Below are 26150 nucleotides of genomic sequence, written 5' to 3'. Positions count from 1 at the left end.
TCCCTTCATTTTTTAAGTTAAATAAAAAGCCCGTATCTCAATTTGGCTATCCAGTTAAACATAAGACAGGTATCAACTATAATTGTGCAAATTTTTCCCTGATTTTCTGCTCTGGTAGATCCATTCCAATAAAAACCAATACACTATGCCGCTGTTCATCGTCGCGCCATTCGCGATCCCAATCTGCACTATATAGACGTTGGACTCCCTGAAACAACAACCTACGTGGCTCTCCTTGAATGGCAAGGATACCTTTATAACGCAGTAAACTGTCCGCAAAACTCAGTAACAACTCTTCCATCAGATTTGAAATTTCATTAAATTCAATAGGATGATTCAGGTTAACAACGACAGATTGGATACTGTTTTGCTGCCCAGGCACAAAGCGAAAAATCGGCACTGAAACAGTCAATTTATCATTCAGCATGAAACCTTCCAGCTCAAATAATAAACTTAAGTCAGCCTCGCCATGTACTACTTTATGAATTGGCGCTCTGGCATTAATTCTCTGTAACCGTTCAGTCAGTACATCATTTTCTGAAGCAACATCCGTTTTCGTTAATAAAATTTTATCGGCATATCCAACCTGTGCCTGAGCAAGGGAAAAACGATCCAGTTGTTGTTCAGCATGCACTGCATCCACTAATGTAATAATGCCATCCAGTAAAAAACGCTGGCACAAAATTTCGTGGGAAAAAAACGTTTGAATAATTGGGCCAGGATCAGCCATCCCTGTACATTCGATAATCAGCCGATCAAAAATGAACTCACCTTTATCAAGACCATCCAATAAATCCAGTAAAGCATCTTCCAGCTCATTTGAGCGGCTGCAACAAATACAACCATTGCTTAATGTCTTAATCTGAGTTGCTCTACCTCCAATCAATTCATGATCAATAGGTACTTCACCAAACTCATTTTCAATCACAGCAATTTTATAGCCATGTTCAGTATTAAGAATATGCTGCAATAATGTTGTCTTACCTGATCCCAAAAAGCCCGTTAGGATCGTGACGGATATAGGCTTCATTTTCGTTTCCTGCTTCATTATAATAATTTTTCTCCTATTTATTTGAAATCATTAAAAAAAATAATTTTCTGAATTATTTTCAAAGTTTTTCAGAGAAAAAAACATTGGATCATCTTAGATGAGTATACTTTAAGAAGAATTTGGCAACAATATTGATAGCTTTCATCGATAATATCTCTTTCATGATTATTTATTGGCTGATGTGCTACATAGTAAAATATTCCATGATATACCTATTATCTTTAAAACTACAGCTTTGTTGTCTGTATCTTAAAATTTATAGTATGTAACTTTATTATTCTAATTTATTTTTTATAAAAAAAACAAAATATTATTATCTAAGCGAAAAATTCCAACCATAATTAAATAAAGAAATAATCACATACAATTTAAACAATAAGATTAATCCAGTTACCTTAGCATTTATAAAAATGCATATTATGTTAACGAGTATAGAATAATCATATCCATCACATTTTAAGTTACAATTTTTATACTCTCGTTCATAACAGGAGGTAATCTAAGATACATTATACAAATTATTCTCCATTAATAAAAAAATCTAAAAAAGCTATTAAACCTCACAATTTGGTATTAAAAAATGATTCCGGGGAAATACTATTTATCTTAATTAAGAGAGAATATCCTATGAAAAAAGAAAAAAGAATTGAGATGGGTCAGATTCCTCATAGTGTTGATATTCAAGAAGGATTATCAATTGATATAGCAATTATCGGTGCTGGTGTATCTGGCTTATATGCTGGATATCGCCTGTTAACCGGCCAATATTCAGACAATTCTCATTCCCCGTCCACCGCTCATGTATTTGATTTAAATAACCTTGTTGGAGGAAGATTACTCTCAGTTAACTTACCCGGTACAGATATCATCGGTGAATTAGGTGGCATGCGCTACCTCTCTTCACAAAAAATTACAGCATCCCTAATTGAAGATGTTTTTAAATTAAATTATGAACTATTTCCAGGGAGTGATGCACCAAATAATTTTTTCTATTTACGAGGGCAACGTTTCAGAGCTGATGCATGGTCTAAAATGCAAAATAAGGATAAGTTTTTAAAAACTCGTTACTTCCTGGACGATAATAGTAAAGGTTATAGTGCTTCTCAATTATTTAATAAAATTATATATGGTGTTTTAGTTGCAGATCCTTGGTTCAGGGAAAATTATAGTGATCTTATTGAAAAAACAAATAAACATGACTACAAATTTAAAATAAGCCTGCGCCAATGGGATATTATTAAAAAGAATATAACTTATCTCAAAAAAGGAAGTCCGTATCACGAAATGAAAGTCAAAGACATTGGATTTTGGAATTTAATTAAAGATCAGGTCGGACAAGAAGGCTACAATTTTTTATCTGATGCCGGAGGATATTATTCAAATACGATTAATTGGAATGCTGCTGAATCCATGTCTTACATGGTAGGAGATTTCACTCAAGCTAATACAGAATATCGAACCATTAAAAATGGATATGATCAATTAGCTTATGCTTTAGCAAAAACTTATACAAACCAAAATGGTGCTAAACTTTGGCTAAAGAATACCTTAGTCACTTTTAAACATAATAATAAAGGGAGCCGCCGTTATTCATTAAAATTTAGGAATGAAAATAGTCAAACTTATTGGACAGTAAACGCTGATACTATTATCCTGGCAATGCCAAAGCGCTCTCTTAATCTCTTAGATCAACAAAACTTCTTCTTTGATAAAAAATTATCCAAAGAATTACATAAAAATATTGACGCCGTTATTTCCGAACCGTCACTAAAATTATTAATGGGATTCGAATATCCTTGGTGGACTAAACAGTTTAAAACTAAATCAGGAGCATCAATCACTGATTTACCTATTCGACAATGTTACTATTTTGGTACGGATAAAAAAAATTCTCATTCATTATTTTTATCCAGCTATAACGATATGAGAACAGTCACGTTCTGGAAAGCGCTAATGCGAATAAAAGATAAAAAGTTTATCTATGAACCTCGTGAGACCACTATAGTTTCAGAAGAGAAATTTAAAGCGTTTCCCCTGCCCGGTGATCCCGTTCCTAAACACTTAGTTGGAGAAGCAATGCTTCAAGTTAAGGAATTACATGGTATAGATATTCCATCACCTTATATCGCGAGGATCAAAGATTGGTCTCAAGATCCATACGGAGGCGGATATCATGCCTGGCAAGTTGGTGTATCAGTGGAAGAAGTTATGCCTTTTATGAGGCACCCAATAAAAAATGAATCTGTACATATTATAGGAGAAGCATACTCAGGAGATCAGGGTTGGACTGAAGGCGCATTTTGTGTAGCGGAGCGGTTACTACAAGAAACTTTTTATCTGGATTGGCCAGAATGGTTAGATAAAGAATATTATTTAGGAAGATAATTACTCTATATACTCAATATATTTTCAAATGGAAGAGATACTCCTATCAATAAAAGTAGTCCGTCATCATTCATAATTAATGATGTACTTATTCATAGAAAATCGCATTATGGATGATAGTGTTTGTTTTTAGCGTGCAGTCTATGTCTGGTTTTATGATTGGTAAGAGTAAAAATTTAACAATGATTAAAATTGGAGAATATGGATGAATCGATATGATTTTACGAAATCAGCAGCACTATTAACAGCAGCAATGAATGTTTCTGCTTTAGGTAAAGATGAACAAGAAGCCACAGTAAATAAAAGCAGATACATTAATAATAAAAAATATGACATTTGTGTTGTAGGAGGAGGAATTATTGGGCTATGTACAGCTTATTATGCAGCTAAAGCCAAGAAAAATGTTTTACTTATAGAGAGAAATACGTTAGGTACACAAGATTCAAGCTCTGCCGGGCATGTCAGAATGTGGAGAACAGTTTATGATGATCTTGAACATGCCACATTATCCTTTAGTGCAGGGAAACTTTATCATGAGTTAGAAGAAGAACTAAATTCTAAGTTCATATATATGAACGGATTACTCAACTTTGGTGTAGCAACAGGTGATACTCCACAGGGCACTTTGTTCGGGCCAATAAAGGTCTTAAAGAAACTCAATAAGAAGTATGAAATTTTAACAAAAAAAGAATTAGAGACAAAATATCCATTCAAAAATCTACCGGAAAATTACATGGGGTTGTATAGCCCGGATAATGCTACTATAGATGTCAAACATATTATAAGGAAACTGGGGCAGTATTTAAAAGAATCAGATAATGTTACCGTCCTTGAATATACTGAAGTGAATGAGATCTCTAGCCGTCATGATGGTGTCACTATTATGACAGCTAATGGTAACTATAAAGCCGATAAAATAGCTATTACTTCTAATGCTTTTACTAATAAACTATTACCTCAATCACTGGGAATAAAAATAAATTATATCATTTGGGATATGTGTTTCTCATACTATAAATTAACAGGAGAAATCCCGGAAAGAAACTATCCAATGTTCTTCCAATTTGAGAATCCTAAAAATGGTTACAGTAATCTTTTCTATGGTTTTCCCAGTTATGAATTTGCACGAAAAGGTTTTATCCGGCTTGCCGTAGATTGGGCTTCACATAAATTTTATGATGTGGATGACAGAATTTTTGCACCGAAGGAGTTAGATATTGATATAACTAGAGATTTTGTCATCAATTATATGAGAGGAGTTGATACCACGCCTATTGATATGGCAAGAGCATTACATGCAGATCTCCCTGATAATACAGCAGTATTAGATTTTATGCCTAAGCAATATGATCAATACCAAAATATCATCTTATCATTAGGTGGTTGGACATTTAAATTTGCGCCATTATTTGGAAAAGCATGTGCTGATCTTGCATTGAGTGGAAAAGCGGAGTTCGATAACCATACATTTAGAATAAACAGGAAAAATATTATCCAACCGATTTAAAAACCAGATTTATTTAACTTAAAATCGTAGGTCACAGTATTCGAAGAATAAGATTAAGCCAGCAAAACAATTTTGCTGGCTTTTTGCATTGTGTCAAATTGCACTTCCATTTAGTAGGCTAGCAACAACGCATACCACCCTTACCATCACCGCCATAACGTGCATTCTGGCGTTCACGGAAAAATTCTTCATAAGTCATATAAGGCTGATCAGGATGATTATCCTTCATATGCTGTACATAAGTGTCATAGTCAGGAACTCCCACCAGCATACGAGCAGCTTGCCCTAAATATTTTCCGGCTCGCCCAAGATTACCAAACATAATGTTCTCCAATCGCTGTTCCCAAAAGCTATTTCTTTCCAAAGTTATTCCTTAACCTCATACCTTAAAGAAAGGCCCCACATAATACAAAGGCAATTATGTGGGGATAGCTATTACCAATGCAGTTTTATGTATCTGCTATCGGTTTGAGTATTACATCAGTGCGTAGAAGAAACTTTTACCCCACCTTCTGGAACAGGAACATAAGGTGTTTCTTTATCTGTACGTTCCGGATTTTTGTTCGCTTTTATTGCGGTCTTAATACCATAAATAATGATGCTATAGACCACGATAAGGAACAAAATACTTAAACCCGCGTTGGTATAGTTGTTCACAACAATGTGATTCATGTTACTGATCTGCTGCGCAGTCAATTCTGCCCCACTTTCTGCAATACGCTGTTTATACTCTTTTGCCAGGAAGAAAAAACCTTCCAGTTTGGGGTTATCACTGAATAATTTCAGTCCCAACGCCCAGGTAGTACAAATCAGCAACCAGATCGCAGGCACAACAGTGACCCAAATGTACTTAGTACGTTTCATTTTGATCAGTACAACAGTACCCAAAACCAGTGCAACGGCTGCCAGCATCTGGTTCGAGATCCCAAACAGTGGCCACAGGCTTTTAACACCACCTAATGGATCAACAACGCCTTGATACAACAGATAGCCCCACATACCCACACAGCCCGCTGTACCGATCATCCCCGCAATCAGAGAATCTGTTTTTTTCAGGAACGGTACAAAATTTCCTAATAAATCTTGCAACATAAAGCGGCCAGAACGTGTACCTGCATCCAAAGCGGTCAGAATGAATAGCGCTTCAAACAGAATACCAAAGTGATACCAGAAGCCCATATCTGCAACCGGAACGATCTGATGGAATACATGGGCAATACCCACTGCCAGAGTTGGCGCTCCTCCGGCACGATTCAGGACAGAAGGTTCACCAATCTCTTTTGCTGTTTGCAGAATTTGATCTGGTGAAATAACAAAGCCCCAGGAACTGACTGCTGCTGCGGCTTGTGTGGTCACATCTTTCAACGCAGTCATCATCACTGGAGCTTCCGCAGTTCCCAGATTGTGCAAATCAGGCATAGTAATGCCCAACGCTGCCGGAGGCGTATTCATGGCAAAATAAAGACCTGGTTCGATAATAGATGCCGCAACCAGTGCCATAATAGCAACAAATGATTCCATCAACATCGCACCATAGCCAATAAAACGCGCATCTTTTTCGTTTGCCAGCAATTTAGGTGTTGTACCAGAAGAGATCAGAGCATGGAAACCAGAGACTGCACCACAAGCAATAGTGATAAACAAGAATGGGAATAATGTCCCTTTCCAGACAGGCCCTGTGCCATCGACAAATTGTGTAACGGCTGGCATTTTCAGATCAGGATTGAGGATCACAATACCAATCGCCAAACCAACAATCACACCAATTTTCAGGAAAGTCGCCAGATAATCTCGTGGCGCCAGGATCAGCCAAACGGGTAATAATGCAGAAACAAACGCATACCCAATCAACGCATAAGTAATGGTAGTATCTTTAAAAGTTAAAGCAGGCCCCCAGTAAGGATCAGCCGCGACAACACCACCGAACCAGATTGCCGCGATCAGCATCAAGATCCCAATAACCGAAACTTCTCCCACGCGACCCGGACGGATATATCGCATGTAGATCCCCATGAAAAGCGCAATCGGTACGGTGGAACAAACGGTAAATACTCCCCATGGACTTTCTGCCAATGCTTTCACCACAATGAGTGCCAGGACTGCCAGAATAATGATCATAATCAAGAAGCAACCGAATAGAGCGATTGTACCCGGAACCCGCCCCATCTCTTCTTTAACAATCTCTCCTAATGACGCTCCGTTACGACGAGAAGAGATAAACAACACCACAAAATCCTGTACTGCACCAGCAAGCACAACGCCGGCCAGCAACCACAATGTTCCCGGCAGATAGCCAACTTGCGCAGCCAACACAGGCCCGACTAATGGCCCCGCCCCTGCAATAGCTGCAAAGTGGTGACCAAACAGAACATTTTTGTTGGTAGGAACATAATTCAGGCCATCATTATTAACAACAGCGGGTGTTGCCCGCGTTTCATCCAGCTTCATCACCTTGGTGGCGATGTAAAGGCTGTAATACCGATAGGCAACCAGATAAACTGCTACGGAAGCAACAATTATCCATAAAGCACTAACATGTTCTCCCCGACGCAGTGCAACAACTCCGAGACAACATGCCCCAATCATCCCCAATATTACCCAGGGAATATGTTTTAAAAATTTATTATTGTTCATAAAACACCCTTTTTAAGGTAAGACGAACAGCAAGTTACTCTTTTTAATTCCACTTCAAGAAACCAGTTAGCTGATCACAGAGGAAAGAAACACTACTCGCCACACTGCACTATGATATGAAACTTCCTCCCGCGATATTAGAAGGATCTGAGTCAACGGTGGAATAACACATTAAGCGGTCAGAATCCTTCTATCAGTGGTTCCAGAGCAATTAAAACCTGCCTAATTTTGTGAGTAAGCTCACTGTTCATAAACCTTAATCAATGGCATCATCTTTCAATATATACGTTTATTGATAGCAGCAAGAAATAAAACAAAAAGTATTTTTATTCTTATAAAATGAAGGCATAAAATCCCCATAATTTCACATAATTATAATAAATTGATATTTATTGGTTAATTATGTTGAGATCCATAGAGTATATACAACGCTCAAAAACTTCACGCTCTTCATCCCGTAGAGTCAAGACCTTGAAACCATTATGAGTAACCAAGACAGTATGTTCAAACTGAGCTGATAATCGACGATCTTTTGTGGTCACTGTCCAGCCATCCTTATGTAATTTGATCTCTTTTTTCCCCTGATTAATCATCGGCTCAATTGTAAAAGTCATACCTTCTTCCAATACAACCCCTTCACCAGCTCTGCCATAGTGCAAAACCTGAGGCTCCTCATGCATATTGCTGCCTATCCCATGACCACAATATTCGCGTACGACGCTATAATTATTCGACTCGGCGTGCTGCTGTATCGTCTGCCCGACGTCTCCCAGTGTGATCCCTGGCTTGACGATCTTGATTGCTTTATACAGACACTCCTGCGTCACATCTACCAAGCGCTTGGCATGAGAAGCGACTTCACCGACACAAAATGTGACACTACTATCGCCATAGTATCCATCTTTTTTGACCGTCACATCCACATTGACAATATCACCATTTTTCAGTCTCTTATCAGATGGCCAGCCGTGACAGACAACATGATTAACCGATGTATTAGCAGTATGCGGAAAACCATATTGCCCCAAGCTACCGGGAGTTGCTCCGAGAGTATTAACAATATAGTCATGACAAAATGCATCTATTTCCAAAGTTGTTATTCCCGGAGTGATAATTGGCCGGACAGCTTCAAGCACTTGCCCGGTCAAACGCCCGGCGATTTCCATTCGTTTTATTTCTTCTGCATTTTTTATCAATATTTTATTGCTATTTTTCATTTATTTTCTCTTATTTTTCAGTACGTAGGATTACGCCCTTAATAATGCTCTTGCATCAGTGAATAACTCAAGCTATTTATTAAAATCTGTTCGCATTCTCATTATGTACACTTCATACTGTAATGTAGTTTTCCAATATTCAATATATATACTTCCCTATCAGTATCAATTATCCAAGCAATTAAGGGCGAAAAATGGAAAAGTTTTATCAGTTAAAGATTACACTTACGGAAACAAAACCTGCTATATGGCGTCGTTTCATTGTTCCATCCAATATTTCACTGGATAGATTACATGATGTAATTCAAATCGTTATGGGATGGGAAGATAGCCATTTACATGAGTTTATTTTTGATTCTAAACGCTTCACTGAAATGCCGGAAGAGCCAGGAGAAGGTCTGGAAGAAGGGAAATTCAAACTTGATTCACTTATCAAGCGTAAAGGAAGCAAATTCATTTATCTTTATGACTTTGGTGATGCCTGGGAACATGAAATTTTATTAGAAAACAGTAACTATTCTCCCGAAGAATTACCTATGCCGATCTTCTGCCTTGAAGGTGAACAAGCCTGTCCTCCCGAAGATTGTGGCGGAGTCTACGGCTATGTAGATCTGATTAATATTCTTAAAGATCCTACTCACGATGAGTATCAGGAAATGTTTGAATGGGTTAATGGTAATACTGAAATTTCCCCGGATAATGTTTTTTCTCCTGAAAAATGTGTTCCCGAAGAAATAAACAATATGCTGGCTTTATATTACCGCTGGTCGCGTGATCGTTATGTGCCACTGTTTAAATAAATAAGTTAGTCATATAACTTAATTACTGGCTTTTGCTATTTTATCTCAGAAATAAAATAGCAAAAGTATTTTCTGCGAAGTCGCATTCAATTAATTTTCCCGATAAATTCCAGCATCACAGCAACGCAATTTTCCCGGTCTGTCAACTGATCCCCCATTAATAAAGAGTGGTCTGCTAAGCTATAAATGAGGGTAGTCCATATACCGCAACGTTATATAAGGGATAACTATGAGCACATCAGAATATCGTGGTGGATGTTTATGCAGCAATATCAGATTTATTGCTACAGGGGTTCCAGTCAATCCTCATACCTGTTCATGTACTATGTGCCAAAAACACTCTGGGGCATTGACGCTCTGTTGGGTAGAGTTTCCCAAAAATTCTATTCAATGGATTGGTAAAGGTGGTTTTCCATCCCTGTATCGATCTTCAGATTATTCCAGCCGTGCATTTTGCAGTCAAATTTGCAAAAACAGTAGGAGTATAGCGGTATACATAGCAAAATGATTTAAATCGAGCGGCTTCGCAATCCTGTTTAATAGTCAGAAAATTTGATACATTCCCGATTACAATCTTGATACCCTACCCTACAACTCTTGCTCTTTCTGTAAGCAATCGAATCCACAGATGAATCACACAGATTATCAGTGATAAGATAGTGTTTTCGCCCAGCATGAGGTTCATTAACGTTCTATCCTTAGCTGATTATATTTAGGTTTTGTCATTTCGATGGGTTGACTGAGTGTCGATAGCCCAACCGAGTCAACAGGAATAAAAAATTGAATCAAATCAATATGAAAGAATCTCCAGCAAAGGATATAGATAGCCATACCCCGATGATGCAGCAGTACCTGCGACTGAAAGCGCAACACCCGGACATTCTGCTACTTTACCGCATGGGGGACTTTTATGAGTTGTTCTATGACGATGCCAAAAAGGCAGCAAAGTTACTGGATATTTCGCTGACTAAACGTGGGCAATCCGCAGGCCAGCCAATTCCAATGGCAGGCGTTCCTTATCATGCAATCGAAAACTATCTAGCAAAACTGGTCCAACTCGGTGAATCTGCGGCAATATGTGAGCAGGTTGGTGATCCTGCTAACAGTAAAGGCCCTGTAGAACGTAAAGTTGTACGTATCGTAACGCCGGGTACTGTCACTGACGAAGCATTGCTGCAAGAACGTCAGGATAATCTTCTGGCGGCTATCTGGCATGACAGCCAGGGGTTCGGTTATGCTACTTTGGATATCACTTCTGGCCGCTTCCGTGTTTCTGAAATAGCTGATGAGGATACCATCTCAGCAGAGCTTCAACGTACTCGCCCGGCAGAATTACTCTACCCTGAAACTTTCAGTCATATGGCGCTGATTGAACGCTGCCACGGTCTGCGTCGCCGCCCAATGTGGGAATTTGAACTGGATACGGCAAGGCAGCAATTGAACTTACAATTTGGTACTCGTGACCTGATAGGTTTTGGTGTGGAAAAAGCCACGCTGGCGCTGCAGGCTGCGGGTTGTCTGCTGCAATATGTCAAAGATACTCAGCGTACTGCTCTACCCCATATCCGCAATATTACGATGGAATGTCAGCAAAAAACCGTCATTATGGATGCTGCAACCCGCCGTAATCTCGAATTGACCCAAAATCTGTCGGGAAGCACTGAAAATACGCTGGCTTCTGTACTGGACCAGTGTGTAACGCCAATGGGCAGCCGCATGTTGAAACGTTGGCTACATACTCCGATCCGTGACAAAAATATACTGGAAAACCGCCAGCAGGCGATTTCTGCACTCCAGGAAATCGGCTTTGAGCTACAACCGTTTTTACGTCAGATTGGTGACTTAGAACGTGTACTTGCCCGCCTCGCTCTTCGTTCCGCTCGTCCCCGTGATCTGGCAAGAATGCGTCATGCATTCCAGCAATTACCTGATATTCACCAGATTATGTCCTCCTCTGATTCGCCTTATATCCAAGTATTACAACAGCGTATCGGTCATTTCGATAAGTTACAGACACTGTTGGAAAAAGCGATTGTCGAAACACCTCCGGTTCTGGTACGCGATGGTGGCGTGATTGCAACCGGCTATAATGCTGAGTTAGACGAATGGCGGGCATTGGCTGATGGGGCCAGTGATTATCTTGACAGACTGGAAATCCGCGAACGCGAAAAGCTTGGTATTGATACCTTGAAAGTCGGCTTCAATGCCGTACATGGTTACTATATTCAGGTCAGCCGTGGACAAAGCCATCTCGTACCGATTCATTATGTACGCCGCCAAACCCTAAAAAATGCAGAACGTTACATTATTCCTGAACTAAAAGAATATGAAGATAAGGTTCTGACTTCCAAAGGTAAAGCGCTCGCTATCGAAAAAGCATTGTATGAAGAACTGTTCGATTTATTGCTCCCTCATCTGGCTGCATTGCAAACCAGTGCGGAAGCCCTTTCAGAATTAGATGTTCTGGCAAACCTGTCTGAACGTGCTGAAACATTGAACTATACCTGCCCGACCCTGACTGATAAAGCGGGGATACAAATCACAGGCGGTCGTCATCCGGTTGTCGAGCAGGTGCTCAGTGAACCTTTTATTGCAAACCCATTAACGCTTTCATCGCAACGTCGCCTGTTAATCATCACAGGGCCGAATATGGGGGGTAAAAGTACTTATATGCGTCAGACAGCCTTAATTACGTTATTGGCGTATATCGGCAGTTTTGTTCCTGCTGAAAAAGCCGTAATTGGGCCTGTAGACCGTATTTTCACCCGGGTAGGGGCTTCCGATGATCTGGCTTCAGGGCGTTCAACCTTCATGGTGGAAATGACCGAAACCGCCAATATTCTGCATAACGCAACAGAGCATAGTCTGGTTCTGATGGATGAGATCGGGCGTGGTACATCAACTTACGATGGTCTATCCCTCGCCTGGGCCTGCGCTGAAAATCTGGCTAACCGCATCAAAGCAATGACGCTGTTTGCTACCCACTATTTTGAATTAACAAAACTGCCTGAAAAGCTCGAAGGTGTGGTTAATATCCATCTGGATGCTGTTGAACATGGCGATACCATTGCTTTTATGCACAATGTTCAAGAGGGTGCTGCCAGCAAAAGTTACGGGTTGGCTGTTGCTTCACTGGCAGGAGTCCCCCGCGATGTTATCAAACGAGCACGCCAAAAATTAAAAGAACTGGAGTCGCTTTCCAATAACGCAACAATGGGTTATGTCGATACCCCCCAATTGACGCTACTGACAGAAGAAACGTCTCCAGCGGTTGAAGCATTGGAAAATCTGAATCCAGATTCCTTGACACCACGTCAAGCATTGGATTGGATTTATCGTTTGAAAGACATGGTGTAACAAGGATATTGCATAAAAATGACATGGTGTAAAATGACGGGTTTACAAATGAAACATGATATCAACCTGTTAGAGCCAATTTATCAATTTTTACAGTGTGAGACACCGGATCAATGGGTAGAAAAAGCACGACAACCGGAAAATCTTCCGGTTTTACTGCGTGATCACCTTCTATGTGAATTAAAAGCAGCCCAAAGCGCAATGTTCCTGATCCGCAAATACGCTGTAGATCCTGCAAGTGCTGACACTTTGCTGGCATGGTTTAAACCCTATGAGGATTTCGCCTATAAAAAAATGGGCGATATTCATTCATTGAAAGGCAAAAGTCAGGTTACCAAGCAAATTACAGCACGAGAAAAATCCCCCTATGGGCAAACGCTGATTGATAAAATGGTGTTATTGATTAAAGAAGAGCTACACCACTTTTATCAAGTGCTGGAAATTATGGATGCCAGAGGAATCAACTATGACAGCATCAGCGCCAGTCGTTATGCCAAGTCATTATTTCAGCATATCACGAACCATGAACCTTACACGTTGGTAGATAAGTTGATTATTGGAGCATATATCGAAGCTCGCTCTTGCGAGCGTTTCGCAAAACTGGCTCCTCATTTGGATGAAGAGTTGGGTAAATTTTATATTTCCCTGCTGCGTTCAGAAGCACGCCATTATCAGGATTATTTAATGCTGGCTCAATCTATTTCTAAAGAAGATATTACCGAAAGAGTGAAATATTTCGGTCAAATTGAAGCTGAACTTATTCAGTCACCAGATCCTGATTTCAAATTCCATAGTGGAATACCTATAAATAGTTATATTAATAGTAAGTAGTGACTAAGTAGTGATTTCGCCAGAAATTATGATGTTCCAATAAATTAACCAAATAATAAATAAAAAGGTGAGCTAATCAGTCCACCTTTTTATTCAATTATCTCTTTATCTTTCAAGTTACAGCTTTTTCAACCATATCTTGAATGCTATTAGGCATAAAAATTAAGTACGAAATAATGATTCAATGTTCAAGCCCTGGGTGTGCAGAATATCTCTGAGACGACGCAACCCTTCCACCTGAATCTGACGGACTCTTTCCCTGGTTAACCCAATTTCTCGCCCGACATCTTCCAATGTTTCCGCTTCGTATCCAAGTAAACCAAAACGGCGAGCCAGAACTTCACGTTGTTTTGCATTCAATTCAAACAACCATTTGACAATACTTTGTTTCATATCATCATCCTGAATAGTTGTTTCTGGCCCTGAATCATTCTCATCAGATAAAATATCCAATAACGCTTTATCTGAATCCCCACTCATTGGCGTATCAACGGAAGTAATACGTTCATTAAGCCGCATCATACGACTTACATCATCAACTGGTTTATCCAGTTTTTCCGCTATTTCTTCAATACTTGGCTCATGATCCAATTTATGAGCCAACTCTCTGGCAGTACGTAAATAAACATTTAGCTCTTTAACGATATGAATAGGCAAACGAATCGTACGAGTTTGATTCATAATAGCCCGTTCAATTGTCTGACGGATCCACCAAGTTGCATAAGTGGAAAAACGAAAACCTCTTTCAGGATCGAATTTTTCTACTGCTCGAATAAGACCAAGATTACCTTCTTCAATCAAATCCAAAAGTGCCAACCCCCGGTTGCTATATCTGCGGGAGATCTTAACTACCAACCGCAAATTACTTTCAATCATGCGCTGGCGTGCAGCAATATCTCCCCGCAATGCGCGTCTGGCGAAAAGAACTTCTTCCTCTGCTGTCAACAAAGGAGAAAAACCAATCTCTCCGAGATAAAGCTGTGTTGCATCAAGAACTCGCTGGTTTACTCCTTGCAACAAATCCAAATCTTCATCAAGACTAGTTAAATCATCCTCGTCTTTCAGCAACGCTTCATCAAAGTCACCGGCTTCCATGCCACTTTCGTCTAAATCCGCCTCTTCATACAACTCATTAACTTTAAGCGTACCTTGGCTCATCAGTTGCTCCTACCCATGATAATGCGGACAGGAGTTCAGGTTCCTGCCCCGGTTTATCGCTGCGGAAGATAACGCAGCGGGTTTACGGATTTTTCCCTGTATCTAATCTCAAAATGCAATCTTACTGAACTGGTTCCGGTGCTACCCATAGTGGCGATTTTTTGCCCTGCCTGTACTTCCTGCTGATCCCGCACCAACATAGCATCGTTGTGAGCATAGGCACTCAGGTAGTCATCATCATGTTTTATTATTATTAGATTTCCATATCCGCGTAATGCGTTTCCGGTGTAAACAACTTTCCCATTAGCGGCCGCAAAAACGGGTTGACCACGACTCCCCGCAATGTCAATGCCTTTATTCCCACCTCGAGAATCTGAGAAACCTTCAAGAATCTTTCCTTCCGCAGGCCATTTCCAATTATTGATCGCCTTACTCGCATTTAAACCTGTCTCTGGTGATGCTTTAGAGGCGGCATCGTCGCTATCAGAAACTGTCACTCTTGGCAACATCTTTCTAGGATTCTGCCTATCAATATTTGCAGGATACGCATTACCTTTTTGAAAATCAACCTGCTCAATTTTAGATTGAGTACTATTTGATGCTATTAATACACCATTCTTGGAGTTTGCATTGCCAATTCTCAGGACTTGACCAACATTTAAGCTATAAGGTTCTGAAATACCATTTATGTGAGATATATCACGAAAATCCTTACCAGTAATCCACGCAATGTAAAATAAAGTGTCTCCATGTTTAACTGTGTAAGTATTGCCGTTATAGCTGCCTTTAGGAATGTTCCCATAATTGCGGTCATAGACGATCCCCTCTTGCTGAGCAGGCTTATTACCAGCATGATTCACTGGATATCGATTATCTGAAGCACGATGTTCTATTGGCCGATTTGTAGAAATGACAGGGGGAGAAGATGACATAGGTATCGAAACCGATGGGCTCCGGGAGGATATTATTCCGTTTTTTTCCTGATTATCCACACTCACTATTGGTGCAGGACGGCTCGTTGTATTACTACAACCTGTCAGAATTATTCCCATAATAACGCAGGTTATTATCCACTGTATTTTTTTCATTAAGTTTCCTACTTTCATACCTTATTCCCCCATAAAGGCAAATATAAGTGATAAGCATGATGATTTATAAAGAAATTTAGATGTACAAAAATATTTAAAGCAAAATACTTTTTTTATCTCAAAAAATGACGGCTAATTTAAAAATAGCGGCAAAAAAATATAAATCAGCAGATTATGCCAGTTCGCCTTGGATCAGGGGTACGAAACGAACAGATTCGATGACTTCACTATGAAAATCGTTCCCATAACGACGTACCACCTTTAGCGACTGAGAACGCTCACCAACTGGCAATACCATCACGCCGCCATCTGCTAGCTGATGTAATAGTGCCTGTGGTATTTCTGGAGGTGCTGCTGTGACGATAATGGCATGAAATGGCCCTTTTGACGGCCAACCATTCCAGCCATCCCCATGGCGGGTTGAGATATTATGCAAATCGAGCTGTTTTAGCCTGCGCTTAGCCTGCCACTGTAACCCCTTAATACGTTCTACGGAGAAAACATGTCTGGCTAAATGGGCAAGTATAGCTGTCTGATAGCCAGATCCCGTTCCAATCTCCAACACATTAGATTCAGGGGTCAAATTCAGTAGCTCAGTCATACGAGCAACAATATACGGCTGAGATATAGTCTGCCCAGATCCAATGGGCAATGCTGTGTTTTCATATGCCTTATGCGCCAAGGCTTCATCAACAAAGCATTCCCTGGGAACTCTCGATATCACATCCAGCAGATGTTCGTTCTGTATTCCCTGCTGGCGCAATTGTGTCAGCAAATTTTTCATTAACCGACTTAACATTCTCCCATTTCCCCGACTTTCAACAACCAATCAGCGACCAATTCTTGTGCTTTATAGGCTGTCAAATCTACCTGCAAAGGAGTAATGGAGACAAACCCTTCTTCTACCGCAGCAAAATCTGTTTCCGGACCAGCATCACGCTTTTCTCCCGGAGGCCCTATCCAATAAAGCATATCGCCCTTGGGATCTTCCAGAGAATAAACTTCTTCAGCCGCACTTCGACAACCACATCGTGTTACCTTAAACCCTTTGATTTGCTCAATAGGTCTATCAGGCACATTGATGTTCAGAATATTTCCGGCTCTCAATGGGAATTTTTGTAACAGATTCAATAAATGTACAGTAACTTCTGCTGCTGTTTCATAATGTTTGTCACCATCAAGTGATACGGCAAGGGCGGGTAACCCTAAATGACGCCCTTCCATTGCAGCAGCAACTGTACCGGAATAAATTACATCATCACCTAAATTGGGACCACAGTTAATCCCTGAAACCACAATATCCGGGCGAGGGCGAACTAACTTATTGACCCCCAAGTAAACACAGTCTGTCGGTGTTCCTTCCCTAACCGCAACATCACCATTATTCAATACGCTGATACGCAAAGGACGATCCAACGTTAAAGCATTCGACGCACCGCTACGGTTACGATCAGGTGCAATAACCTGCACATGATATTGTTCCCGTAATTTAGCCGCTAAAGTTTGAATACCCGGCGCAGTGACACCATCATCATTACTTAGCAATATCCGCAGCATTAAAATATCTCATTGATTTTACTTATTAAAACATAGAATGATACTGTAATTTTCCCTATCCATTGTCCTATTTTTATGGTGTAACTTACGCCCGGACAAGATCAGGATTATCAGAAAATCGTTTGATCTTAGCATGAGGCAACCCGTTTTGTAGAGCGCTTTGCATTCAGCCTTTAAATAAGAAAATACTTACCACGAAACTTATCCATCAATATAGTGAACAAAGAGTCCGTAGCAAAAATAAAAGAAAGTGTATTTACATTCACTACTTGGGAAGAAAATAAAATTCCAGTCATACCGCTAACCCTATGACTGGAAATAAGTGAAAGGAATCAGAAATAAAAAATCACTACTCAGCAATATCAGTAGTGTTATTTTTATCCTGATTAATCAATTCCCTGACAACACTGGTTGCAAAGCTACCTGATGGCAAAGAAAAATGAAGAGTGACAGTTTGGTCATCCTGCCATTCCCAACGCAAATTAAGTGGTTTCACCAACATCGACCGGCGAGCGCTTTCTACACGTTCACGTTTAACCAATGCCCACAATGATCCGTAATCTTGTAAGCATTGCTGTTCAAAATCCAGAACCTGATGCTGTGTCCCCAATGCCTTGTCTCCCGGCAACGGAGCGGTAATCTGTAACTCACCATCGATAACCCGCTGCTGTAGCACAGCCAGTTCAGATTCGTCAGCCACAAACCAACTACCACGCCCTGTTAACTGTAATGCGTCACCATTTTGTACCTGCTGATGCTCACCCTGTGCAATACGTATACTGGTAATGGTATTAAACATAGCACTGCGACAAGCAGAAAGGTAAAAGCTACGACGATTGCGTTCTTTAACCTGTATTTCATTTTCTGCCCAACGCTGTGCCTGAACCAGATTCTGCCCATCACGCCCGAAACGCTGTTCGCCAAAATAATTAGGAACACCTGTCTGAGCAACCAGTTGCAAGCGTTTTTCCACTGATTGCCGATCAGAAACTTCCCTTAAAATCAGTGTAAAATCGTTACCTTTCAATGCACCAATGCGTAGTTTGCGTTTCTGGCGAGCGGTGTCCAGTATTTCACACCCTTCAAGCTGGAATGTGGTTAAATCGGGATCTTGTTTTCCCGGCAGATGCAAACAGAACCACTGTTCAGTCACTGCATTACGATCTTTTAAGCCCGCATAGCTGACAGAGCGTGCTGATATTTTGGCAAAACGAGCAAGATGATCAGCAACAAACTGAGTGTTACATCCTGTCTTACGGATATGTACCATTAAATGTTCGCCTTCTCCATCAGGAGAAAAACCTAAATCTTCACGAACAATAAAATCTTCTGGTGCTGCTTTAACAACTCCGGTTGCCTCCGGGCGATCATAAAGCCAATGTAATTCACGCAATACCATGCTTATTCCTTCACCAGCAAAGCCACTGCTTCACAGGCAATACCTTCTTTACGCCCAACAAATCCCAGTTTTTCAGTGGTTGTCGCTTTAACGTTAATGTCATCCATATGACACTCAAGATCTTCGGCCAGATTAACCCGCATTTGGGGAATATGAGGCAACATCTTAGGTGCTTGGGCGATAATTGTGATATCAAGATTACCAATCCGATAACCTTTTTCACGGATACGCCGATAGGCTTCTTTCAACAATTCACGACTATCTGCACCTTTAAAGGCCGGATCAGTATCTGGAAACAATTTCCCGATATCTCCTAAAGCCGCAGCCCCCAACAGAGCATCTGTTGCAGCATGTAAGGCAACATCACCATCTGAATGTGCAATCAATCCCTGCTCATAAGGAATACGGACGCCGCCAACGATCAATGGCCCTTCTCCGCCAAATTTATGTACATCAAAACCGTGACCAATTCTCATACGCTATGTTCCTTTGATTTTCGGGATAGATAAAACTCAGCCAATGCCAGATCTTCAGGTTCGGTCACTTTAATATTGTCCGCTCTTCCTTTGATCAGGACTGGACGATGGCCGCAATATTCCAATGCTGAAGACTCATCCGTAATGCAGGCTTGCTCTGAAAGCGCTTTAATCAAGCAATCACGCAATAGCTGTAAAGGAAATAATTGCGGAGTTAACGCGTGCCAAAGGCCATTACGATCAACGGTATGATCAACAAGCAATGGATTTACCGCAGATATTTTTTCCACCGGCGAAACCAGCATACGTTTCATTGTGTCCCTGACGGGAGCTGCCAGTAATCCACCACAAAGTGAGCCACCATAAAACGATCCACCATAAAACAAGCCGTCACACACGGCAGGAAAGCTCTCGTTTTTATCGACCAATTGCAGTAAGTTATCAAGGTCATCCCGATGTAAACAAGGACGAGCTGCATCATGGACTAAAACCCAAGTTGAGCGTTCCGGTGAAAATTCTGACAAATAATTCAGTCCCGCCAGCACAGAATCAGCTCGCTCATCACCACCAATAATGGTTGTGATACGCGGATCAGAGGCAATAACCAATTGGTTAAATTGCGTGTCAGCAGGATTCAGCACAATAATAATTTGCTGTATACGGGAATGTTCAAGCAATACAGACAACGTGTGCTCAATAATGGTTTTTCCCGCAACATTAAGATATTGCTTCGGGCATTCTGATTTCATCCGGCTGCCAATACCAGCAGCCGGGATCAAGGCAACTATTTCAGTCATAAAGTTAAATCAATCATAACAATATCTGCGAGATAATGAAGAATGGGTACTTTATTTGAGTTATTGTTCACTATTCTGTTCCAAGACATTTTGCCCCAATGTATTTTGTCCTAAAGCATTTTGTCCTAAGGTATTGCGATTCACAGATTGTTGTGAATTTTGTTTCGCTGTATCGGGCACCATGCGATAAAAAGATTCGCCCGGCTTAATCATGCCTAATTCATTGCGGGCACGTTCTTCAATTGCTTGTTGACCGCTTTTCAGATCTTTAATTTCAGCAAATAACTGGTCATTACGTGACTTAAGGAAAAGGTTGTCTTTCTCTTGTTTTTCAACCTCATCTTTAATTCGCACATAATCGTGGATACCATTCTTGCCGAACCACAGCGAATACTGTAACCAGCCAAGTAAAACCAGTAATAGTAGCGTTAGTTTACCCATTTCCGCCCCCAGAAAAACCCGCTAATCATCCCATAACTCAAAGAATGACGCCACTATCACAAACTGGCTTCTGAAATGTGATCACAAGACATAATGGAAAAGTATTAATTGAAATGAGTGTAGAAACACATCACCTCGCCTGCAATAATGTGTGTCTACTCTGTTTGGAGAATGGGAAATTTAAATGAGAGATCAAATTGTCACAATATAGCGATCATTGAGTGCAAGAAGCAGTTTTTCCATTAATAATTCAATACCTTGCGAACCATCCAAATAGATATCAGGCTGTTCTGGTGCTTCATAAGTCGCATTAATTCCGGTGAAATTCGGAATTTCCCCGGCTCGTGCTTTTTTATATAAACCTTTCGGATCACGGGATTCACAAATCGCCAGAGGTGTATCTACAAATACTTCAATAAATTGACCAGACTCCATTGATTGGCGTATTTTTTGTCGCTCAGCCCGGCCAGGAGAAATAAATGCCGTCAATACCACCAGCCCGGCATCAACCATTAATTTCGCAACTTCTCCCACACGCCGGATATTCTCCTGTCTATCAGCCTCAGAAAACCCCAGATCACGGCACAAACCGTGACGCACATTATCGCCATCCAACAAATAGGTTTTTATTCCCTGTGAGAATAGAACCTGCTCCAACATTCCCGCCAGCGTGGATTTCCCTGAACCTGATAACCCGGTAAACCAAATAACCAAAGCAGGATGTCCATTAGCGGCTTCCCGCTGTTTTCTGTTTACATCATGTGAGTGCCAGACAATATTATTAGGAACAATATCGGAAAAGGTATCTGTATTTTCGACCTGAGCCACTTATTTCCCTCCCAATAAATCACGAGCTCCCCAGTGTGGGAAATGGCGGCGTACTAAGCGATTGAATTCCAGTTCAAACTCACTGTACTCTTTCGGCTCTTGATAGACATCGGTCTGAACTTCACGTACCAATCCAGCGCCAACAGTCACATTAGTCAAACGGTCAATCAGAATGATACCGCCGGTATCCGCATTTTGCTGGTAACTGTCGAGAAGCAATGGCTCATCAAATGAAAACTCCACCAGCCCAATGGCATTCAGCGGCAACTCAACCGCAACTTTTTGTGTCAGATTATTGATATCTACCTGATATTGCACATTATCAATTTTGGCACGACTCTTTTTACCAGTCACCTTGATATCCAGACTTTGTCCCTGAATCAGCGGCTTTTCTGACATCCAGACAACATCCACCAGCGCATGATGAGCGACAATTATTTGATCTTCAACCGCAACCAAAAGGTCACCCCGGCTGATATCTATTTCATCTTTCAGCACGATGGTGATAGCCTCACCCGGCACAGCAAAAGGTAAATCACCGTCGAAAGTGACGATCCGCTCAACCGTTGAAATTCTGCCTGATGGCATTACTTTGATTTTCTGCCCCTGACGTAAAATTCCCGATGACAACGTACCGCTGTAACCGCGAAAATCCAGATCAGGGCGATTGACATATTGCACCGGAAAACGCAGTGACTGCTTCGCAACATCTTTATGTATATCAACCGATTCAAGGATATTCAGCAACGTTTCTCCGGTATACCACGGCATATTTTCACTGCTGCTGACAATATTGTCCCCTTCCAGCGCAGATATGGGGACAAAATAAATATGCAAATCGGCAGGTAATTGCTCAGTGAAATGTAAATAATCCTGTTTGATCTGAGCGAAAATCTCTTGTCTATACTCCACCAGATCCATTTTATTCACGCCCACCACCAGATGGCGAATACCCAACAGCGTACTGATAAAACTATGGCGGCGAGTCTGTTCCTGTACTCCTTTTCGCGCATCTATCAGTAAAATCGAAAGATCACAGGTTGACGCTCCTGTTGCCATATTACGGGTATATTGCTCATGCCCCGGTGTATCCGCGATGATAAATTTACGTTTTTCAGTGGAAAAATAACGATATGCGACATCTATGGTAATCCCTTGTTCCCGTTCAGCCGCAAGGCCATCCACTAAAAGCGCCAGATCTAACTTCTCCCCCTGTGTCCCCAACCGTTTACTGTCACTTTGCAAAGTCGCAAGCTGATCTTCATAGATCTGGCGAGTATCGTGCAGCAGACGACCAATCAGGGTACTTTTACCATCATCTACACTGCCACAGGTTAAAAAACGCAATAATCCCTTTTCCTGCTGTGATTTCAAATAGGACTCAACACCACCCTGCTGTTTGATTTGATTGACGATGGATTCATTATGTGCAAGTGTCGGCATATTCTTCTCTCCTCAAAAAATAACGCTATGCCTTTAAAAATAACCCTGGCGTTTTTTTAGCTCCATTGAACCAGATTGATCACCGTCAATAAGTCGGCCTTGCCGCTCACTGGTTGTTGATATCAACATTTCTTCGATAATTTCCGGCAATGTTTCCGCTTCCGATTCCACAGCACCAGTCAAAGGCCAACATCCCAACGTCCTGAAGCGAACTTTGTGCTGACTAATAACTTCACCTGATTTCAAATCGATACGATCATCATCAACCATAATCAATGTGCCATCGCGCTGAACAATCGGACGAGGTTTAGCAAAATAGAGAGGAACAATATCTATCTGTTCTAAATAGATGTATTGCCAGATATCCAACTCCGTCCAGTTAGATAACGGGAATACACGGATACTTTCACCTTTATTAATCTGGCCGTTATAGTTACGCCAAAGTTCCGGGCGCTGATTTTTGGGATCCCAACGATGGGAACGATCACGGAAAGAATAGATACGCTCTTTGGCACGGGATTTCTCTTCGTCACGCCTTGCACCGCCAAAAGCGGCGTCAAATCCATATTTGTCCAGAGCCTGCTTCAATCCTTCCGTTTTCATAATGTCTGTATGTTTTGCACTACCATGAATAAAAGGATTAATTCCCAGTTCTTCACCTTGCGGGTTACGATAGACCAGCAATTCAAAGCCATATTTTTCTGCTGTCTGATCGCGAAATTCATACATTTCCCGGAACTTCCAGCCTGTATCGACATGCAGCAACGGAAAAGGCAGTTTTCCCGGATAAAATGCTTTACGTGCGAGATGCAGCATCACCGAAGAATCTTTACCAATGGAATAAAGCATTACCGGATTAGCAAATTCAGCAGCGACTTCGCGGATAATATGGATACTTTCGGCTTCAAGTTGCTGCAAATGAGTCAGTCTTTTTTCTTCCATTGATAGTTCCTTATTCTAAGTCAACAACAGCGGGACGATTTACCGGAACAATAGATTGTTCTGGATCTAATAACTTTTTCTGATCTACGGCCTGTTGAGTGAACCATGCTAACTGATGGTGAAGTTGAGCCACCTCTCCTACTACCAGCAATGCTGGTGATGGAGCATCCTGAGCCAATCGTTCCAATTCGGAAAGCGTTCCGGTTAACACTTGTTGTTCGGAACGCGTTCCGCAACCAATCACGGCAACGGGTGTATTGGCATCCCGCCCGTGTGAAATCAGTTTTTGGCTGATCAGAGCTGACTTTATAACTCCCATATAAATCGCCAGTGTTTGATTGCCTCGTGCCAATGCGAACCAGTCCAGTTCATTACCATTTTCACGGCAATGCCCGGTAATAAAAGTGACGCTTTGGGAATGTTCCCTGTGTGTCAGGGGAATACCCGCATAAGCAGAAGCACCGACGGCAGCAGTAATACCAGGCACTACCTGAAAAGGAATACCTGCGGATATGGCAACCTGTAATTCCTCTCCACCACGGCCAAAAATAAAGGGATCGCCCCCTTTCAGGCGAACCACTTTTTTCCCCTGCTGTGCCAGTTTGACGATCAACGCATTGGTCTCTTCCTGTGCAACTGAATGGCATCCTGCTCTTTTGCCTACACAGATTTTATCGGCATCACGGCGAACTAATTCGAGTATTTCAGCGCTGACCAGATGATCATAAAGTACCACGTCTGCTTGCTGGATCACTTGCAGCCCTTTTAAAGTCAACAAACCCGGATCACCGGGGCCTGCTCCGACTAACACCAGTTCTCCCCGCTTACTGGTTTGTTTCAGTTGTTCATCGCGCAGTTGTTGATCTAACTGCTCTTCTGCCTGTTGTAACTGCCCATTAGCAACTAATGTGGCAAAACGTCCGTTAAATGCTTTTTCCCAGAAATAACGACGCTGGCGCAAGGAAGTCAGGCTCTGTTTCACCTGATTACGCCAACGCCCTGCAATTTCTGCCATCGTGCCGAGATGAAAAGGCAACAAGGATTCCAATTTTTCCCGCAGTAATCGTGTTAATACAGGTGATTTTCCAGCGGATGAAACAGCTACCATAACCGGAGAGCGATCAATAATTGAAGGAAAAATAGCAGAGCAAAGTGACTGATCATCTACCACATTAACCAAAATAGCGCGGCGATTAGCTTCTGCAAAAACATATTGGTTTGAACTGTGGTCATCAGTTGCTGCAATCACCAAAAATACGCCATTAAGATAGTCCGTGTGAAAAGCTCCCTGTAACCACTCAAGCTCCCCTTTTTGATGACGTTGTTGCAATTCAGGATGTAATTCAGGAGCAACAATGGTTAACACAGCCCCCGCACGCAATAGCAATCCAGCCTTACGAGAAGCGACTTCTCCGCCGCCTATCAGCAAAACAGCACGCGATTTCAGTTCAACAAATAAGGGTAAATAATCCACAATGACATGCCATCCAATGTTCAGTGTTTAATTTCGTAATAATTATCTAAGAAATGAATATATGAAGCTGTGAGGAGGTTATGAAATGACAAAAAGTAATTATTAGTTCCTGAATCGTATAAGGTCAGTTTTTTAATGGGTTATAAAATTGCAACATGCAAAATATTCAGGGAAAATCACTGTTCTTTTATTGTTCATCCCTCGTTTCTGAATGGGTTTACTTTGTGATAAGAATCACATTTTAGGTTATTTTTAACTTCTAAGATCTTTGGAAAAAGTTTTTATTTTTAAAAGCGGAATGATAAAAATGGAGTTTATCATCATATCTTACATCTGTTTCTCCAATTTATTTAGATGATCCTGCCAGGCGACAGATAAAACACAGCCTTAGTTTAATCATTTTTATTTATTATTTTTTATTTTGCCCCAAGCAAGATCGTTTAGCATTCCTTCTTCGTGTATTCACATAACACACGTAAATAACACATATAATGAGCTACGCCCTGTTGAATTAAGAAGCGCAGCCAAGATAAATCAGAAATACTCGTAATATCACCTCACCCTTCGTGCAATCCACATTCACGCTTCAAGCCAAAAAAGCGGGTTTGTTCTTCGCTCATACCCGGTTCCCATTTTTGTGTTGTATGGATATCCCCCACAGAGAGATAGCCTTCTTCCCACAGTGGATGGTATTCAAGACCATGTTGGGTCAGGTATTGATGTATACGGCGGTTATCCCAATCAATAATCGGCAGTATTTTGAAT

22 protein-coding genes and 1 pseudogene are annotated in these 26150 nt (G+C 41.1%); 6 read left to right on the top strand and 17 right to left on the bottom strand.

Features of this window, described 5'->3' with window-relative positions:
* Positions 1–76: 76 nt before the first annotated feature.
* Positions 77–1030 (bottom strand): GTPase, encoded by a 954-nt coding sequence (gene yjiA, locus AAC147_RS18455; protein WP_047678661.1) that lies wholly within the window; start codon positions 1028–1030, stop codon positions 77–79.
* A 648-nt stretch (positions 1031–1678) separates the two neighbouring features.
* On the opposite strand from yjiA, the gene AAC147_RS18450 reads away from it, so the two are divergent.
* Entirely contained in the window at positions 1679–3436 is a 1758-nt protein-coding gene (locus AAC147_RS18450; protein ID WP_197056345.1) for a flavin monoamine oxidase family protein, read from the top strand.
* A gap of 205 nt (positions 3437–3641) precedes the next feature.
* Entirely contained in the window at positions 3642–4943 is a 1302-nt protein-coding gene (locus AAC147_RS18445) for an FAD-dependent oxidoreductase (protein ID WP_047678658.1), read from the top strand.
* A 118-nt stretch (positions 4944–5061) separates the two neighbouring features.
* Here the strand turns inward: AAC147_RS18445 and AAC147_RS18440 are convergent, their stop codons facing one another.
* The 3 genes from AAC147_RS18440 to map all read right to left on the bottom strand — a co-directional run bounded on the left by AAC147_RS18440 (position 5062) and on the right by map (position 8794).
* Positions 5062–5265: a YbdD/YjiX family protein gene (locus AAC147_RS18440; protein ID WP_047678653.1), complete on the bottom strand. Its 204-nt coding sequence runs from the start codon at positions 5263–5265 to the stop codon at positions 5062–5064.
* Positions 5266–5423: 158 nt separating this feature from the next.
* Entirely contained in the window at positions 5424–7577 is a 2154-nt protein-coding gene (locus AAC147_RS18435; protein ID WP_047678650.1) for a carbon starvation CstA family protein, read from the bottom strand.
* A 389-nt stretch (positions 7578–7966) separates the two neighbouring features.
* Positions 7967–8794, bottom strand: coding sequence for a type I methionyl aminopeptidase (map, locus tag AAC147_RS18430; RefSeq protein ID WP_052189364.1), 828 nt, complete (start codon positions 8792–8794; stop codon positions 7967–7969).
* A 194-nt stretch (positions 8795–8988) separates the two neighbouring features.
* On the opposite strand from map, the gene AAC147_RS18425 reads away from it, so the two are divergent.
* The 4 genes and pseudogenes from AAC147_RS18425 to miaE all read left to right on the top strand — a co-directional run bounded on the left by AAC147_RS18425 (position 8989) and on the right by miaE (position 13782).
* On the top strand, positions 8989–9594 hold the full coding sequence (locus tag AAC147_RS18425) for a plasmid pRiA4b ORF-3 family protein (RefSeq protein ID WP_047678647.1): 606 nt from the start codon (positions 8989–8991) through the stop codon (positions 9592–9594).
* A gap of 229 nt (positions 9595–9823) precedes the next feature.
* A pseudogene (locus AAC147_RS20235) lies at positions 9824–10057 on the top strand (GFA family protein); the annotation flags it as partial.
* Between the two features lie 332 nt (positions 10058–10389).
* Positions 10390–12951: a DNA mismatch repair protein MutS gene (gene mutS / locus AAC147_RS18420; RefSeq protein ID WP_047678670.1), complete on the top strand. Its 2562-nt coding sequence runs from the start codon at positions 10390–10392 to the stop codon at positions 12949–12951.
* Between the two features lie 18 nt (positions 12952–12969).
* The gene (miaE, locus tag AAC147_RS18415; protein WP_197056344.1) at positions 12970–13782 is read left to right on the top strand and encodes a tRNA isopentenyl-2-thiomethyl-A-37 hydroxylase MiaE; all 813 of its coding nucleotides are present in this window, start codon (positions 12970–12972) and stop codon (positions 13780–13782) included.
* A gap of 162 nt (positions 13783–13944) precedes the next feature.
* Here the strand turns inward: miaE and rpoS are convergent, their stop codons facing one another.
* From rpoS to AAC147_RS18350, 13 genes are all read right to left on the bottom strand, one after another.
* On the bottom strand, positions 13945–14940 hold the full coding sequence (rpoS, locus tag AAC147_RS18410) for an RNA polymerase sigma factor RpoS (protein WP_047678645.1): 996 nt from the start codon (positions 14938–14940) through the stop codon (positions 13945–13947).
* A 53-nt stretch (positions 14941–14993) separates the two neighbouring features.
* Positions 14994–16028, bottom strand: a complete 1035-nt coding sequence (nlpD, locus tag AAC147_RS18405) for a murein hydrolase activator NlpD (RefSeq protein WP_369793121.1) — start codon at positions 16026–16028, stop codon at positions 14994–14996.
* Between the two features lie 172 nt (positions 16029–16200).
* Positions 16201–16827 carry a protein-L-isoaspartate(D-aspartate) O-methyltransferase gene (locus AAC147_RS18400; protein ID WP_047678639.1) on the bottom strand — a complete coding sequence of 209 codons (627 nt, stop codon included), beginning with the start codon at positions 16825–16827 and terminating at the stop codon, positions 16201–16203.
* Positions 16821–17585: a 5'/3'-nucleotidase SurE gene (surE, locus tag AAC147_RS18395; protein WP_047678636.1), complete on the bottom strand. Its 765-nt coding sequence runs from the start codon at positions 17583–17585 to the stop codon at positions 16821–16823. Before surE ends, AAC147_RS18400 begins: the two co-directional genes overlap by 7 nt.
* Positions 17586–17934: 349 nt before the next feature.
* Positions 17935–18984, bottom strand: a complete 1050-nt coding sequence (gene truD, locus AAC147_RS18390; protein ID WP_047678633.1) for a tRNA pseudouridine(13) synthase TruD — start codon at positions 18982–18984, stop codon at positions 17935–17937.
* A 2-nt stretch (positions 18985–18986) separates the two neighbouring features.
* On the bottom strand, positions 18987–19460 hold the full coding sequence (ispF, locus tag AAC147_RS18385) for a 2-C-methyl-D-erythritol 2,4-cyclodiphosphate synthase (RefSeq protein ID WP_047678628.1): 474 nt from the start codon (positions 19458–19460) through the stop codon (positions 18987–18989).
* Positions 19457–20257 carry an IspD/TarI family cytidylyltransferase gene (locus tag AAC147_RS18380; RefSeq protein WP_047678624.1) on the bottom strand — a complete coding sequence of 267 codons (801 nt, stop codon included), beginning with the start codon at positions 20255–20257 and terminating at the stop codon, positions 19457–19459. The genes ispF and AAC147_RS18380 overlap by 4 nt, the downstream gene beginning before the upstream one ends.
* Positions 20258–20317: 60 nt before the next feature.
* Positions 20318–20698, bottom strand: a complete 381-nt coding sequence (gene ftsB / locus AAC147_RS18375) for a cell division protein FtsB (RefSeq protein WP_081988932.1) — start codon at positions 20696–20698, stop codon at positions 20318–20320.
* Between the two features lie 192 nt (positions 20699–20890).
* Positions 20891–21526 carry an adenylyl-sulfate kinase gene (gene cysC / locus AAC147_RS18370; protein WP_047678621.1) on the bottom strand — a complete coding sequence of 212 codons (636 nt, stop codon included), beginning with the start codon at positions 21524–21526 and terminating at the stop codon, positions 20891–20893.
* Positions 21527–22969, bottom strand: a complete 1443-nt coding sequence (gene cysN, locus AAC147_RS18365) for a sulfate adenylyltransferase subunit CysN (RefSeq protein WP_047678618.1) — start codon at positions 22967–22969, stop codon at positions 21527–21529. It lies immediately after the preceding gene.
* Between the two features lie 33 nt (positions 22970–23002).
* The gene (gene cysD, locus AAC147_RS18360) at positions 23003–23911 is read right to left on the bottom strand and encodes a sulfate adenylyltransferase subunit CysD (protein WP_047678615.1); all 909 of its coding nucleotides are present in this window, start codon (positions 23909–23911) and stop codon (positions 23003–23005) included.
* A gap of 10 nt (positions 23912–23921) precedes the next feature.
* Positions 23922–25385, bottom strand: a complete 1464-nt coding sequence (gene cysG / locus AAC147_RS18355; protein ID WP_047678612.1) for a siroheme synthase CysG — start codon at positions 25383–25385, stop codon at positions 23922–23924.
* 557 nt (positions 25386–25942) lie between these two features.
* Positions 25943–26150 (bottom strand): phosphoadenosine phosphosulfate reductase domain-containing protein (locus tag AAC147_RS18350; RefSeq protein WP_047678609.1); only part of this gene is annotated, 208 nt, incomplete at its 5' end.

Origin of the sequence: Xenorhabdus sp. NBAII XenSa04 (assembly GCF_963866145.1) — a bacterium.
In the GTDB taxonomy this organism is placed as follows: Bacteria; Pseudomonadota; Gammaproteobacteria; order Enterobacterales; family Enterobacteriaceae; genus Xenorhabdus; species Xenorhabdus indica.
This window is presented reverse-complemented; position numbering and strand designations above follow the sequence as displayed.

Bases quoted from the DNA above. Each gene is read 5' to 3' on its own strand.
- mutS (WP_047678670.1), top strand. From the start codon at position 10,390: ATGAAAGAATCTCCAGCAAAGGATATAGATAGCCATACCCCGATGATG.
- cysD (WP_047678615.1), bottom strand. From the start codon at position 23,911: ATGGAAGAAAAAAGACTGACTCATTTGCAGCAACTTGAAGCCGAAAGT.
- cysN (WP_047678618.1), bottom strand. From the start codon at position 22,969: ATGCCGACACTTGCACATAATGAATCCATCGTCAATCAAATCAAACAG.
- AAC147_RS18445 (WP_047678658.1), top strand. From the start codon at position 3,642: ATGAATCGATATGATTTTACGAAATCAGCAGCACTATTAACAGCAGCA.
- AAC147_RS18435 (WP_047678650.1), bottom strand. From the start codon at position 7,577: ATGAACAATAATAAATTTTTAAAACATATTCCCTGGGTAATATTGGGG.
- AAC147_RS18400 (WP_047678639.1), bottom strand. From the start codon at position 16,827: ATGTTAAGTCGGTTAATGAAAAATTTGCTGACACAATTGCGCCAGCAG.
- rpoS (WP_047678645.1), bottom strand. From the start codon at position 14,940: ATGAGCCAAGGTACGCTTAAAGTTAATGAGTTGTATGAAGAGGCGGAT.
- ftsB (WP_081988932.1), bottom strand. From the start codon at position 20,698: ATGGGTAAACTAACGCTACTATTACTGGTTTTACTTGGCTGGTTACAG.
- AAC147_RS18380 (WP_047678624.1), bottom strand. From the start codon at position 20,257: ATGACTGAAATAGTTGCCTTGATCCCGGCTGCTGGTATTGGCAGCCGG.
- surE (WP_047678636.1), bottom strand. From the start codon at position 17,585: ATGCTGCGGATATTGCTAAGTAATGATGATGGTGTCACTGCGCCGGGT.
- miaE (WP_197056344.1), top strand. From the start codon at position 12,970: ATGACATGGTGTAAAATGACGGGTTTACAAATGAAACATGATATCAAC.
- yjiA (WP_047678661.1), bottom strand. From the start codon at position 1,030: ATGAAGCCTATATCCGTCACGATCCTAACGGGCTTTTTGGGATCAGGT.
- AAC147_RS18425 (WP_047678647.1), top strand. From the start codon at position 8,989: ATGGAAAAGTTTTATCAGTTAAAGATTACACTTACGGAAACAAAACCT.
- AAC147_RS18450 (WP_197056345.1), top strand. From the start codon at position 1,679: ATGAAAAAAGAAAAAAGAATTGAGATGGGTCAGATTCCTCATAGTGTT.
- map (WP_052189364.1), bottom strand. From the start codon at position 8,794: ATGAAAAATAGCAATAAAATATTGATAAAAAATGCAGAAGAAATAAAA.
- ispF (WP_047678628.1), bottom strand. From the start codon at position 19,460: ATGAGAATTGGTCACGGTTTTGATGTACATAAATTTGGCGGAGAAGGG.
- truD (WP_047678633.1), bottom strand. From the start codon at position 18,984: ATGGTATTGCGTGAATTACATTGGCTTTATGATCGCCCGGAGGCAACC.
- AAC147_RS18440 (WP_047678653.1), bottom strand. From the start codon at position 5,265: ATGTTTGGTAATCTTGGGCGAGCCGGAAAATATTTAGGGCAAGCTGCT.
- nlpD (WP_369793121.1), bottom strand. From the start codon at position 16,028: ATGAAAAAAATACAGTGGATAATAACCTGCGTTATTATGGGAATAATT.